The 13,181-nt window shown below is 33.9% G+C and carries 13 protein-coding genes; 3 read left to right on the top strand and 10 right to left on the bottom strand.

Annotated features, from left to right (window positions below):
- Positions 1-200: 200 nt before the first annotated feature.
- From ACWNT5_RS14730 to ACWNT5_RS14720, 3 genes are all read left to right on the top strand, one after another.
- Positions 201-572 (top strand): BlaI/MecI/CopY family transcriptional regulator, encoded by a 372-nt coding sequence (locus tag ACWNT5_RS14730; RefSeq protein WP_299605460.1) that lies wholly within the window; start codon positions 201-203, stop codon positions 570-572.
- On the top strand, positions 569-2,983 hold the full coding sequence (locus tag ACWNT5_RS14725; protein ID WP_456517768.1) for a M56 family metallopeptidase: 2,415 nt from the start codon (positions 569-571) through the stop codon (positions 2,981-2,983). Before ACWNT5_RS14730 ends, ACWNT5_RS14725 begins: the two co-directional genes overlap by 4 nt.
- Before the next feature lie 126 nt (positions 2,984-3,109).
- Entirely contained in the window at positions 3,110-4,210 is a 1,101-nt protein-coding gene (locus ACWNT5_RS14720; RefSeq protein WP_456517767.1) for a DUF4407 domain-containing protein, read from the top strand.
- 89 nt (positions 4,211-4,299) lie between these two features.
- On the opposite strand, the gene ACWNT5_RS14715 is transcribed toward ACWNT5_RS14720, so the two are convergent.
- The 10 genes from ACWNT5_RS14715 to ACWNT5_RS14670 all read right to left on the bottom strand — a co-directional run bounded on the left by ACWNT5_RS14715 (position 4,300) and on the right by ACWNT5_RS14670 (position 13,111).
- Positions 4,300-4,701 (bottom strand): hypothetical protein, encoded by a 402-nt coding sequence (locus ACWNT5_RS14715; RefSeq protein WP_456517766.1) that lies wholly within the window; start codon positions 4,699-4,701, stop codon positions 4,300-4,302.
- 80 nt (positions 4,702-4,781) lie between these two features.
- Complete coding sequence (locus ACWNT5_RS14710; RefSeq protein WP_456517765.1) at positions 4,782-5,348, bottom strand: leucine-rich repeat domain-containing protein; 567 nt, start codon at positions 5,346-5,348, stop codon at positions 4,782-4,784.
- Positions 5,349-5,438: 90 nt separating this feature from the next.
- The gene (locus tag ACWNT5_RS14705) at positions 5,439-5,978 is read right to left on the bottom strand and encodes a YegJ family protein (RefSeq protein WP_456517764.1); all 540 of its coding nucleotides are present in this window, start codon (positions 5,976-5,978) and stop codon (positions 5,439-5,441) included.
- Positions 5,979-6,058: 80 nt separating this feature from the next.
- Entirely contained in the window at positions 6,059-6,538 is a 480-nt protein-coding gene (locus ACWNT5_RS14700; protein WP_456517763.1) for a hypothetical protein, read from the bottom strand.
- A 39-nt stretch (positions 6,539-6,577) separates the two neighbouring features.
- Complete coding sequence (locus tag ACWNT5_RS14695; RefSeq protein WP_456517762.1) at positions 6,578-7,753, bottom strand: extracellular catalytic domain type 1 short-chain-length polyhydroxyalkanoate depolymerase; 1,176 nt, start codon at positions 7,751-7,753, stop codon at positions 6,578-6,580.
- A 36-nt stretch (positions 7,754-7,789) separates the two neighbouring features.
- A complete protein-coding gene (locus tag ACWNT5_RS14690; protein WP_456517761.1) occupies positions 7,790-9,034 on the bottom strand; it encodes an NAD(P)/FAD-dependent oxidoreductase in 1,245 nt (414 codons plus the stop codon).
- 49 nt (positions 9,035-9,083) lie between these two features.
- A complete protein-coding gene (locus ACWNT5_RS14685) occupies positions 9,084-9,446 on the bottom strand; it encodes a four helix bundle protein (protein ID WP_299605472.1) in 363 nt (120 codons plus the stop codon).
- 88 nt (positions 9,447-9,534) lie between these two features.
- A complete protein-coding gene (locus ACWNT5_RS14680) occupies positions 9,535-10,545 on the bottom strand; it encodes a 4-hydroxyproline epimerase (RefSeq protein ID WP_456517760.1) in 1,011 nt (336 codons plus the stop codon).
- Between the two features lie 2 nt (positions 10,546-10,547).
- Positions 10,548-12,131 (bottom strand): aldehyde dehydrogenase (NADP(+)), encoded by a 1,584-nt coding sequence (locus ACWNT5_RS14675; RefSeq protein ID WP_456517759.1) that lies wholly within the window; start codon positions 12,129-12,131, stop codon positions 10,548-10,550.
- A gap of 50 nt (positions 12,132-12,181) precedes the next feature.
- The gene (locus tag ACWNT5_RS14670; protein ID WP_456517758.1) at positions 12,182-13,111 is read right to left on the bottom strand and encodes a dihydrodipicolinate synthase family protein; all 930 of its coding nucleotides are present in this window, start codon (positions 13,109-13,111) and stop codon (positions 12,182-12,184) included.
- Between the last annotated feature and the right edge of the window lie 70 nt (positions 13,112-13,181).

The raw sequence follows: 13,181 nt of genomic DNA, 5'->3' as shown, positions 1-13,181 counted from the left end.
AGAAAATCATTGCTCAATATGTAAAAAATCAAGGCAAGGAAAAAGAATATGAAGTGTTACATAAAACAGATCAGTTAGATCTATTCTAATCTAATGCCTCGGGGCTTGCCCCGAGGATTATTTACTTTTTAGAAAAAGGATGTTTGGAAATATAAATTTTTATTCTACATTTGTAGAGTTAATTCTAATAATGTAGAAGAATGCAATTGTCAAAAGCAGAAGAACAATTAATGAAGTATCTCTGGAAACTGGAGAAAGCTTTTATGAAAGATTTACTCGATGCCTTTCCGGAACCAAAGCCTGCTACAACTACAGTGGCAACTTTGTTAAAAAGAATGAAAGACAAGGGTTTTGTAGATTACAAATTATATGGTAAATCGAGAGAATATTATCCGTTGGTAAAAAAGACAGATTATTTTTCTAAGCATGTGAATGGCTTAATAAAGAATTTCTTCAATGATTCTGCTTCACAGTTTGCTTCGTTTTTTACTTCCGAAACAAATTTGTCTACTTCCGAGTTAGAGGAGCTTAAAAAAATAGTGGATCAAGAACTTTTAAAGAAACAAAAATGATAGCCTATATCCTTAAATCTTCTTTGTGTTTGATGCTCTTATGGGGTTTCTATAAGTTGTTTTTAGAAAAGGAGAATATCCATTTTTTAAAGAGATTCTATCTTCTTTTTAGTTTAGTGTTTGCCTTTAGCGTACCTCTTATTACACTTACTTATGAGGTAGAAGTTGCTCCGCAACCAGAAATAGTGGTAGATGGGACAGCTCCATTGATGATGAATGTATCTGAACTAAGTGACGTAAAAGAACCACTTGATTATACATCAATTATCATATGGAGTATATACGGTATCGGCGTGTTGATTTTTGGCATTCGTTTCAGTAAGAATCTTATCGATATAGGCAAAAAAGTGAGAGGAAATGAACGTTTAAAGGAGACATCTCATGTAAACGTTTTGGTTGGAAACTCCATTGTTCCGCATACGTTTCTTGACTTTATTTTTGTTTCCAAAAAAGAGTTTCAACAAAACGCTATTCCAGAACAAATCCTTCTTCATGAGAAAACACATGTGCTTCAGAAGCATACCTTAGATATACTGTTTGTAGAATTATTGCAAGTAATTTTTTGGTTTAATCCAGTATTTATTTTTATCAAAAAATCAATCAGATTAAATCATGAGTTCTTAGCAGATCAGAATGTATTAAAACAACAATTTTCAATACAGAGTTATTTTGACCTACTCGTTAATTACAAAAACAGCTCTAATCAGGCTGAATTATCGAGTCCTATTAATTATTCATTAACAAAAAAACGATTACAGATGATGACTAAAAATTTTTCCCGCAAGAGGGCAATCTTAAAGATGCTAGCCGTATTACCGTTACTAGCAATTGGTTTACTGTCATTTAATAATGATATTGTAGCTAAGGAAATTATCAAAGAAGTCCCAGAACTGTTAGTTACAGATGATTTTGAATTAACAATTGACGCCAATAACAATCTTTATCATGGAGAAAAGAAAATTAGTATTGATGAAGTGAGAAATTTAGCAAAAGAATATGTAAAAAATAATGCTTCAGAAAAAGATGCGAATGCTAATATAACTTTTCATGAAGAAGCTAATAAGGATTTGTTTATACTTCCATTATTAGATGCGCTTAAAGACCTTGGCATGGGTGATGTTAAGTTTAAAAATGAAGGTTATGTTGAAGAACCTCAATCTTTTGAACCATCATCAACTAAAAATACTTCTGAGAAAAGAACTATGACCATTTCCAAAAATTGGAAAGAGAAAGACGTTCAGGATGGAGTAACTGAAGAAATGGTAAAAGAATATAATATATGGGCAAAGGATTTAAATTCCAAGATTAAAGGGAATAAACCAGTTAGCGTAAAGCATAGTGAGATTTATCGTATGATAAATATTTATACAAAGATGAATCCGGATCAACGCAAAAGGTCGGAGCAGTTTCCTGATATACCGCCTCCACCACCAGCACCAGAAGCTCCGAAAGTAAAGAAAGGTGAGAAAAGTGATATTCCTCCACCTCCTCCGCCACCAGCTCCAGAAGCTCCTTCAAAAGTGAATGGAAATTATGTGGAGGTAATGTTTGCAGAAGATTCTGACTTGACTCAAGAAGAAAAAGAAGCTTATGTCAAAAGAGTGGAAGCTCAGATTGCGAAACAAAAAGCGGAACAAGAAAGAGCATTAGAGGAGATAAAAGCAGAAGAAATGGAAGTGTTAGCTGAATCTCAGCGATTAATTGCAGAAGCAGAAAGAGTAGAGCAGGAAAATAGAAGAGATGCAATTGCTGGAATTGAAGAAGCTGAAGTAAAACGAGCTATCGCAATGGAGCAAATGCAGAAGTTAATAGGAGCTGCAGAACGAGCCAGAGCTGAAGCAGCTGAACAAGCAGAGAAACAAAGAGCAGAGGTATTAGAACAACGACAAAGATTGAGAGAATTGTCGGCAAAAGATATGAGAAAAGCTAAAATAGAAGCTCGAAAGGCTGAGAAGGCAATGCGAAAAGAAGAAACGAAAGCCAGAAATTTAGCTCTAGAGGCTGAAAGAAAAGCCCAAAAAGAGCAAGTAAAAGCTGAATTTGAAGCCTATAAAGCAGAACTGGATGCGAAAAAAGCAATACGTGAAGCGGAAATGCAAGCTCGAAAAGCAGAACAACAAGCAAGACAAGAAATGCGCAAGGCAGAAATGAATGCTAGAGCACAAATGTTGGCAAGTGAAAGTGCTATGCGCGCTGCAGAAATGAATGCTAGAAAAGCAGAACAACGAGCTAAACGCCAGACTCCTGCTAAATTAATAGAAAACATGGCAAAAAACGACGCGGAATTCTATTATAACGGAAAGAAAATCTCCGCTAAAAAAGCACTCAAATTAGTAGAGGATTCGGGTAATCCGTTATCCATTGATGCTTCTACTAATAACGGTAAATCTAAAGTGATTATCAAAGATTAATTATTTAGATATCATTCATCAATACATAAAAACGCATTAAAACCTCACTTTGGTGGGGTTTTTGTGCAACATTTGATTAGTAATCAGCGTTATAAGTCTATTGTCAATCAAAATTACCCTTAGATTATGTTAAAACGATTTTTTATTCTGTGCTCTGGCACAGATGCCGATATTTTGGCTAATTGCTCCAACGGAGAACAAAATAAGTATGCAGGTATTGGAGCAACCGTATTTTTTACAGCATTAATGGCTTTTTTAGCCGCTAGTTATGCGTTATACACAGTTTTTGATAATTATTTTACAGCAGTGTTTTTCGGAATTGTCTGGGGGCTATTAATTTTTAATCTGGATAGATTTATCGTTTCTACTATTAAGAAAAAGGATAGTTTTTTGGATGAACTGTTACAGGCTTCTCCTCGAATTATCTTGGCAGTCATCATAGCAGTAGTGATATCTAAACCTCTAGAATTAAAGATTTTTGAAAAGGAAATAGATCAAGTGCTTTTAGAGCAAAAAAATGATCTTACCTTGGCAAATCAGGAACAGATAGCTACGCAATATACACCTGTTGTAGAAGGGATTGACACTGAAATTGAAGCGCTAAAAAAAGAAGTGACTACCAAAGAAGCGGAAGTCAATGAATTGTATGAAACATATATTGCCGAAGCAGAAGGGCGAAAGGGAACAGAGCTCGTGGGTAAAGGTCCTGTTTACAAAGAAAAAAGAGAAAAGCATGATGCGCAATTGGCAGATTTAGTGGAGTTAAAGAAAACGAATGCTGAAAAAATTGCAAATCTAGAAACACAAAAAGGTGAACTTGCACAAGCATATGAAAAACAGGTAGAAGACTCCCAACCAATTATTGATAATTTTGATGGATTAATGGCAAGGGTAAATGCATTGGGCAAATTACCTTGGTTACCATCTTTCTTTATCTTTTTGTTGTTTTTAGCGATCGAAACCTCTCCAATTTTTGCTAAATTATTATCTCCCAAAGGGGAATATGATTTTAAAATTGAAGATCTAGAAGGTGAGGTCAAAACATGGACGGCTCAGAAAGCAGATCAGCGTAAAGCATTACTAGAAACTGATCATACGGTAAATGATAGAGTTTACAATGATATCGCTGAAGAAGATGAGTTGTACCAATACAAAAAGAAAATCGCTAGAGAATTAATGCAAAAACAACAAGATGCCTTTTATAAAAGACAAACAGACATTCTGTAAAGGTGTGTTTTGTGTTTAATGTATAGTTGCTGTCTGTAAATATTCGTAAACTTTAGTAACCTAAAGTGAACCAATGGTTATATACTGCATTAGGTATTTTCTTTTTCAGGAAGATTTGTAGTAAGATCAATATCATATTTTTCTCTTATTTTGAAATTAAGAACCGCATCCTTTTGGAAGGAATCTAATCTTTTTAATTTTTCAATTGGAGAATCTTCTGTCATTCTCATTATTTGATGTCCATGCTTTTCTATGCGCTCATTATAAAATACTAAACAATTATAGAGCGTTTCAGGTTTTGAATTCTTGAAAAGAAGGAACTTCCGTTTCGGATCTTTTCTAGATAAATTTACTGTTAAATCATACATAAATCGTTCTATAAAACTAATTTCTAAAACAAGAGTACCTTCCACACAGTCTCTTTCGGCTTTTAAATAATAGGAGCCGTCGGCGTATTCTCTTTGTATTTCTTTTATTATCCTCCAATTCATGATATTATTAACGTTGCGTGTATGAATAGTTGTAACAAAGTCACTGTGATTTATGGACCTTATTATATGCTTTTTTTTTACTAATAAATCTCCAATTTCGGTCTACTATCACTGACCATCTCTTTTTGTTTTGATGACAAATTTGAAGGTGAAACTATTAATTTCTTCAAGTTTTTGGGAAGATTATAACTATTTATGGTTTCTAGATTGAAGTTATCTGCAAGGGATAAATGAATTAGTTTATTCATATTAAACATTGATTCGGGTAGCTTCTTTATACGGCAGTTCTCAAGTCGAAAATATTTTAATTTTTTCAATTCATAAATTGACTCTGGTAAATTTTCAATGTCATTGCCCCTAAAAGTCAAATACTCTAATTTAGAAAGTTTTAAGATCCATTCGGGAAATTCTTTATAATTAAAATTTAGAATTTCCAATTTTTTCACTGTTTTAAGTTCTCCAACATCATTCGGTATTAAACTCACATTGTTAACATCAGATTGCAAGAAAAGTTTTTTTAGTTTTTCGAAATGCAAAAAGTTCTGACCGTGTTTTTCTAAGTCATGTTCTGGAAACCTTATTGATAGTTCAGTAATACCTTTTGCCGTATTTACCTTTTCAAATAAGTTATCAGATTTGTATTTCAAAAAGTTTAACATTTTGTTAATCATTTACAAGGATTAATATAAAATGAGTTTTAATCCGTTTTTGTAGAGTGTTATGAAGATTTTTCAATTTTAAATTCCAATTTTAGAGTCAATTTGATATCCCAATTGTTTCAAGATTTCATTTTTTTGTTCTTTTTTGTACTTCTCGAACATAACTCTTAGGGTGTAACCTCCTATTAAGTAATTATCTTCAATATAAGACCAATCCACAACTTTTTCAAAATCAATTGTAATAGTATCGCCTATGTTTATGTTATTTATATAATAAGGATCATTTTGTAATACGCCTTTTAACGTTTTTTCTTCTTTAAAGGTTAATTCTGAAATCCAGAGATATTCGGTGTTTGATAAATCATTTATTTTTACTTTAACCGAAAAAAGCTTTTGATTTTCCTTTTTATTATTAAACGCTTCAATAAACTTATCAAAAGTCTTTTTTCCTTTAAGCATAGCTTGATTCATCGTTGAATTTTGTGGATCAAAAATAACAACATCTCTATCATCTTTTCCGACTTTTATATCTTGACTGGATGTGTTTTTTACCCTTTCTTCTTTACAAGAAAAAGTGAAAAATAAAATAACTAATATTAGAAACGAGGTATTTTTCATAAATTTTGCATAATGTCTCAGCTATGATTTCGGTGTGGAATTTGCTGTAAGAAATATTCCGTTTTTGAAATTAGCCAAATTTATTGATTAAAAATTCTTTTTATTCGTTGCCACAATGAATTATTGCCTTTGTTAGCAATTGTGTTTTTACTTTTCAATTTTCCATTGGAGTCAAATAATTTAGAGTATTTGTCAAAAAATAGTTTGTCTCCATAATCTATTTTATGGTATACGAGGACTTCATTTTCAAGTTTTATGTAAACATCGTGGTACTCGTCAATTATTAGGTCAGAAATTTCTAAATCATGGAACTTTGTATTTTTTTTGATTTCCCAATTTTGGTGAGTAACTTCCATTAATTTTTCTGATTCGTCCCACTCGTCAATCCAGTCATTACCAAATCGATATTTTTCTCCATTTTCGAGTTCTAAAACTGTTGAGAAGTAATATGCGTTTCCAAGTCCGTTTAAATGTTCTATTCCTTCTCCTTGGTCGGAATGAAGAACTTTAATTAGCTTTTTGCCAATCAATTTAGATTTATATTTTTCCAGTTCTTTCATTCGGTTTAGCTATAGTTGCAAACTAAAATATACACCTAATTACTCCGTTTTTAATATTTTATAGGAACTATTTTTTATGGTTATAAAATAGATACCCGAAGCTAGATTTGTTAGGTTAATTTTTTGATCAACAGCACCTATTTCTCCAGTAGATACTACGTTTCCTGATACAGAATACATCGTATACGGTATAGGTTCAGAAGAAATTGTGTTTATGGTAAGATAATTACTGGTTGGATTTGGATAAATGTTCACAGTTAAGTCAACTTCATTAAATTCGTCTACGGAGAGTTGCTCCGCACCGTCAATATCGTATTTAGAAAAGAACTTCCAAATTTCCTCAGACGCGTCTATATCTTTATTGGTAACAGGACCAATTTCAAAAGCACTTCCAGGCCATGTATGACCTCCATTGATTATTTTGAAGTGTTCTATTTGTACTCCGTTATCACCATTAGGATATACATAATATTCTACCGTAGAGTTATCGTTGGGATTAATATCATCAATATTTGTGATCGTAGGCGTAGAATCCGTATTTACAGCATTTACCCAAAAATTAAGTGCGTTTTCAACAGATTCAAAACCACCATTTCCGTTGTAGGGAACTGTTGAGTCATTCGTTCCGTGTATTTCCATGATAGGTACTGGGTGTGAAGTTGTACAATTATTCTGTTGGCCCACAGTCATGGTTCCTGTAACAGAAGCAACAGCAGCAATTTTTTCACTGAGTTCGCAAGCTAATCTATAGCTCATAAATCCGCCGTTAGACATGCCAGTACTGTAAATTCGTTTTTGATTAACACTATAGTTTGATGATATTTCATCGATTAGCGCTGCAGTAAATCCTACATCGTCAACGGTACTAGTTCCCCAGCCTACATTAAAATGAGTATTTCCATTATTATCAACGGTTCCTAACGGATGTACTATTAAAAAACCTTCCCTATTTGCAATAGATCTAAAATCCCCATAGTTCATTTGTTGGGTGTGGTTTGAACCATATCCATGAAAATTAAAAACCAATGGAACCTCTACATTACCAGAATAACTGGCAGGGATATATAAAATATATTCTCTTTGTATTCCATCATGCATTAGCGTATTGGTTAATGTTTGCTGAGCATTTAATGAAAATGAAAAGAAGTTAGATATTAAAACAATTAAAGTTGTTTTTTGGATAAGCGAAAGTAGGTTGTAATTAGATACAGTCATGAGATTTGAGTTTGTGTAAAGTGATCCTAAAGATACTCAAAACCTTCGATCTGGATGGTACACTTCTATCTCTAATGATGTTTTTTTATCCGAAACAATTTCTGAAACGAGTTTTCCCGTAGATGTTCCCATACTCCAACCAAGCATTGCGTGTCCTGTAGCTATTGTTAGGTTTTTGCATTTTCCAGATTTTCCAATATAAGGCATTCCATCTGGTGTTACGGGTCTTAAGCCACAAGCAGCATCATTCTTTTCGGAGTTGGATATAGTGATGTCTGGATAATACTTGTTAGCTGCTTTGGCAATAGCATCTACTCTAACTGTATTAATATGATGATTAATTCCAGCTATTTCCATAGTTCCAGCAAATCGGGTAAAACCATCCATTGGAGTTACTGCTACTTTTGCTTCGGCTAATATAGCGGGCATAGTAATACCAAGGTCTCTAGTACAGTTAATTCGATATCCTTTGCCTGCTTCTAAAAGAAGTTTGATGCCTAGTTTTTTACAAAGTAATTTTGACCAGGATCCTGCGGCTACTACAAATTCATCTGCTGTATAGGTGCTGGAATCACTCGTTATCGAAATTACTTTTTCTCCATCATTTTGTACACTTCGTATCTTTTCGTTTTTAAGAATAGTAACGCCAGCTTTACTTAGATACGCTTTCATTTCTTCCATAAAAGTAGTTGGAGTAGTATGAGCATCACACTCAAATAAAACAGCACCTTTAGCGTCAATTTGTACATTTGGTTCTATTTGCTGTAATTCTTTTAAGGATAATTCTCTTGCTGCAAGTCCTTCTTTTTTTGCTAAATCCACGACCTTTAATTCCTCGTCTAGCATTTTGTGAGTTTGACAAATCATTAAAAGTCCCTTTTTTTCTAGTTGGAAATTGAAATTCTCTTCTTTTTTTATTTCCGAATATAATTGCTGACCTAGTAGGGTAATATCTTTAATAGGCTGTATACTTCTAGTTACATTTTTGACAGAACAAGAAGTGTTAAATGCCCATGCCCATTGCAAAAAATCTGATTTTAGACGTGGCTTAATAAATAATGGACTTCCAGGATTAAACATCCATTTTAATCCTTTTTTCATCACTCCAGGAGCTGCTAACGGAATAATATGGCTTGGGCTTAGGTATCCCGCATTCACATAAGAAGCTCCAAAGTCCATAGAGGATTGATCAATAATAGTAACCTTATGTCCAGCTTTCTGTAAGTAATATGCGGATGATAATCCGATAATACCTCCTCCAATAATGATACAATTTTTCAATGTATGAATGGTTTAGTGAAACAATGATCTAATTAATGGTATAAATAATTTAATTAAATGTGGTGTTTTTTCTAGCTTTTGATACTACTTTTAGAATTTCTTCTGCTTCGTTTAAGAGTGGATTAATTAATTTTTCAGATGCTAATCCCGAATCTTTTAAAACTTCTAACCAAAATACGGTTTCATCTGCCTCTTCAGTTGTAATTGAAATTTTAGAATAAAATTCTTTTTTGGATCTAGCAATACACGAAGCTCGATAGTTCGCTGCTGTCGAGGTTGCACTTTTTATAATTTGATAACCAATAACCTTAGTGGCTTCTGATTTATTCAAATTATTATACATCAGAATTATGTCTACAGATAATTTTTTAGTTCGATCCTTAAATTTTTCAATGAATTCTACCTTTTCCATATGTTAGTTTAACCTCTTTTTGATTATTTTCTAAAATCATAAATTACTTCATTATATCATTTTTTCATTGATTTATTAATACATCTTATCAAATTACCTGAAACCCATGCGCATAAGGATCATCTTCCTCGTCAATAATAATGGTATTGTATCCGTATATTTTCGCCCATCCTTGTATGCTTGGAATAATGGCCTTTTTACCATTTAATGTTGTTTCTTCTTCAATTCTTCCAATAAATTTAGAACCTATATAACTTTCATGAATAAATTCTTCTCCTTTTTTTAGTTTTCCCTTTGCGTATAATTGAGCCATTCTTGCTGAGGTTCCTGTTCCGCAAGGAGAGCGATCAATTGCTTTATCACCATAAAAAACAGCATTTCTACCCGAAGATTTAACGTCTAAGGGAGTTCCTGTCCACAACACGTGGCTTACATCTCTAATAGTTGGATTTTCTGGATGTATAAATTGATTAGGATATTTCTTATTAATACTCTCTCTTAGTATTTGCGAAAACTGGATCAATTTAGAGGCAGTAAAATCTTGTATACCACTAAAATTCTTTTGCGGATCAATGATGGCATAATAATTACCACCATAGGCGACATCAAAAGTAATTTCTCCTAGCTCTGGACATTGGATCTTGAGGCCTTCGCTAGCTAGATATGATTTCACATTTTTCAACTTTACCCAATCCACCTTATTTGAGGTTTGTTGATAACTGATTTCTACCAAACCTGCTGGCGCTTCCATTTTTATGATTCCTGGATTTTTTGGTTGTACGAGTCCTTCTTCAATAGCAATGGTAATAGTACCAATAGTTCCATGACCACACATAGGCAAACAACCAGAGGTTTCGATAAATAAGATGGCAAAATCATTTTCAGGATTTTGAGGTTCGAATAAAAAACTTCCACTCATCATATCATGACCACGAGGCTCGAACATCAATCCTTTTCTGATCCAATCATATGCTTGAAGGAAATGTTGTCTTTTTTCACTCATAGAACTCCCTTTTAGATTTGGATGACCTGTAGTGACCACTCTCACAGGATTTCCGCAGGTATGTGCGTCGATACATTTAAAAACAGTTCTAGACATGATTAGATGGGATCACTAGTTGAAGAACCATTTACTAGACGAGACAAACCTAAAGGATTTTCATTTTTTAATTCATCTGGTAAAAGATGATTGGGCCAACTTTGATAACTAAATGGTCGAACCCATCTTTTTATCGAGTGAATTCCTACTGCGGTAAATCTGCTGTCGGTAGAAGCAGGGTAAGGTCCACCATGAAGCATAGAAGGGCAAACCTCTACGCCTGTAGGTACTCCGTTAAAAATAATTCTACCTACTCGGTTTTGCAAGGCATTGACGATAAAAGGATATGTATCTAACTCATCATTCTCTGCTAAAATAGTTCCTGTTAATTGCCCTTCTAGATTAGAGATTACGGCAGTTAATTCTTCGATGTCTTTACATTGTACTACCATAGAAAATGGTCCAAAAACCTCTTGATGTAATGTAGTGTTTTCTAAAAAGGTTTTACCTTCTACTGTAGTTATGGTTTGTCTTGCATGATTAACTGCGACATCATCATGATAATCGGCTGTCGTTATCAATCCATTCTGTTCTAATGCGCGGTTTTTATTTCTTTCGTAATTGTCTACGATGTTAGGATGTAGCATACAAGAAGGATCTATTGTTAAGATTTCATTGGATAAGGATTCGATGAATTTATCTAATGAAGATCCTTTAATGCCTATTATTAATCCTGGATTTGTACAAAATTGTCCTGTTCCTAGAGTTATGGATTGTGCATAGGTTTTGGCAAGTTCTTTACCTCTAGATTCTGTGGCTTTTGGTAATAAAATGACAGGATTAATACTTCCCATTTCTGCAAAAACAGGAATAGGCTCTGGTCTTTGTGACGCTAAATCAAACAGCGCTCTTCCTCCTTTAATACTTCCTGTAAAACCAACGGCTTTAACTTTTGGATGTTGTACCAATTGCGTGCCGACTTCAATTCCCGAACTATTAAGGTTTGAAAAAACTCCATTTGGCATTCCCGTTTTTTCAATTGCTTTTGCAATTGCACTAGCAACCAATTCTCCAGTTCCTGCATGCATAGGATGTGATTTTACAATAACTGGACATCCTGCTGCAAATGCAGCGGCGGTATCTCCACCAGCTGTAGAATAAGCCAAAGGAAAGTTACTAGCACCAAAAACTACAACAGGTCCTAATGGTACAAGCATTTTTCGAATGTCTTGTTTTGGTATTGGATTTCTATCTGGATCCGCTGTATCGATAGTAGCCTCTACCCAAGATCCATTTAATACCAATTCAGCGAACATTCGTAATTGCCCAATAGTTCTTCCACGTTCCCCTTTTGCTCTTCCTTCCGGCAGGCCTGTTTCAGACATATACGTCTCGATAAGAGCTTGGTCTAATGCCAAAATTTCATCAGCAATAGCATTCAGAAATTCAGCTTTTTTTGCTCCTGAAATCTTTTTAAAGATTTCAAAGGCGTTTGAAGCTAAAGAAACCGCCTTTTCTATTTCTTCTGATGAAGCTTCATGAAAAAGAGGGGTGTTCTCAATATTTAACTTGGGGTTAAAGGTCTTATATGTTTTTGATCCTTCAGATGAAAGTTGATTTCCTATATAGTTTTTGCCCGTTATCATAAATGATACATTAATGAGTGTAATAATTTTATTGTTTGTTTGCAGTAGCTTTAAAACCGGTTACTTGCTAATGATTTGTAATCTGGTAAAACAGGCCTTGTTTTGATTCCATTTTCTATAATCTGCAAAACCATTTTTCGTTCATCTCCAATTAACGGAAGTCTAGGAGCGCGAACATTTTCAGTTCCAATACCAGTAGCAACTTCTGCCAGTTTGATATTCTGTACTAATTTAGGATTTATATCTAATTCTAACAATGGTAAAAACCAGCGATATATTGCTAAGGTTTCCTTAATTCTGCCTGCTTTTTGTAGTTCATAAATAGCAACGGTTTCTTTAGGAAATGCACATACCAATCCAGCTACCCAACCTTGAGCACCCATAAGTAAACTTTCTAAGGCAAGTGTGTCCACACCGCATAGAATCTTTAGTCGATCATTAAACCTATTTTTGATGCGAGTAATATTGGAAATATCTCTTGTTGATTCTTTCACCGCCTGAATGTTATCCATTTCCAAAAGTTCTTCAAACATGTCCAGTGTCACCTCGATTTTGTAATCTACAGGATTGTTGTAAATCATAATGGGTAAGTCAGTATTTTTAGCTACTTCTTTGAAGTATACTACCGTTTCTCGATCTCCTGCTTTGTATCGCATTGGAGGTAACATCATTAGTCCATTCGCGCCATCTTCCTTAGCTTTCTTAGCAGCTTTTATAGCACCTTTTGTACTTTGCTCAGCGATATTGATAATCACTGGAACTTTATTATCAACGATATCTACAGTAGTTTTTACCAAAGTGCTTTTTTCCGCGTCAGTAAGTGTACTGGCTTCTCCTAAAGTGCCACCCAATATAATACCATGGACACCAGCTTCTAACTGAGCTTCTATATTGGTTGTAAACATCTGTAAGTCTAAAGTGTCCTGATCAGTAAATTTTGTAGTTACTGCAGGCATCACACCTTCCCATTTTATATTCATTGTTGTTTTTTTATTCAAAGATATTGTCAAATTACAGCTTAGGATATGGTGAAATTATCTAAAACTAATA

The organism is Aquimarina sp. 433 (assembly GCF_054054605.1).
Note: the sequence above shows the minus strand (reverse complement) of the source record. Positions and strands in the feature narration are given on the sequence as shown.

Excerpts from the sequence above, each read along its gene's own strand:
- ACWNT5_RS14715 (WP_456517766.1), bottom strand. The coding sequence starts at position 4,701 with ATGAATTGGAGGATAATAAAAGAAATACAAAGAGAATACGCCGACGGC.
- ACWNT5_RS14720 (WP_456517767.1), top strand. The coding sequence starts at position 3,110 with ATGTTAAAACGATTTTTTATTCTGTGCTCTGGCACAGATGCCGATATT.
- ACWNT5_RS14695 (WP_456517762.1), bottom strand. The coding sequence starts at position 7,753 with ATGACTGTATCTAATTACAACCTACTTTCGCTTATCCAAAAAACAACT.
- ACWNT5_RS14730 (WP_299605460.1), top strand. The coding sequence starts at position 201 with ATGCAATTGTCAAAAGCAGAAGAACAATTAATGAAGTATCTCTGGAAA.
- ACWNT5_RS14675 (WP_456517759.1), bottom strand. The coding sequence starts at position 12,131 with ATGATAACGGGCAAAAACTATATAGGAAATCAACTTTCATCTGAAGGA.
- ACWNT5_RS14685 (WP_299605472.1), bottom strand. The coding sequence starts at position 9,446 with ATGGAAAAGGTAGAATTCATTGAAAAATTTAAGGATCGAACTAAAAAA.
- ACWNT5_RS14725 (WP_456517768.1), top strand. The coding sequence starts at position 569 with ATGATAGCCTATATCCTTAAATCTTCTTTGTGTTTGATGCTCTTATGG.
- ACWNT5_RS14705 (WP_456517764.1), bottom strand. The coding sequence starts at position 5,978 with ATGAAAAATACCTCGTTTCTAATATTAGTTATTTTATTTTTCACTTTT.
- ACWNT5_RS14700 (WP_456517763.1), bottom strand. The coding sequence starts at position 6,538 with ATGAAAGAACTGGAAAAATATAAATCTAAATTGATTGGCAAAAAGCTA.
- ACWNT5_RS14680 (WP_456517760.1), bottom strand. The coding sequence starts at position 10,545 with ATGTCTAGAACTGTTTTTAAATGTATCGACGCACATACCTGCGGAAAT.
- ACWNT5_RS14670 (WP_456517758.1), bottom strand. The coding sequence starts at position 13,111 with ATGAATATAAAATGGGAAGGTGTGATGCCTGCAGTAACTACAAAATTT.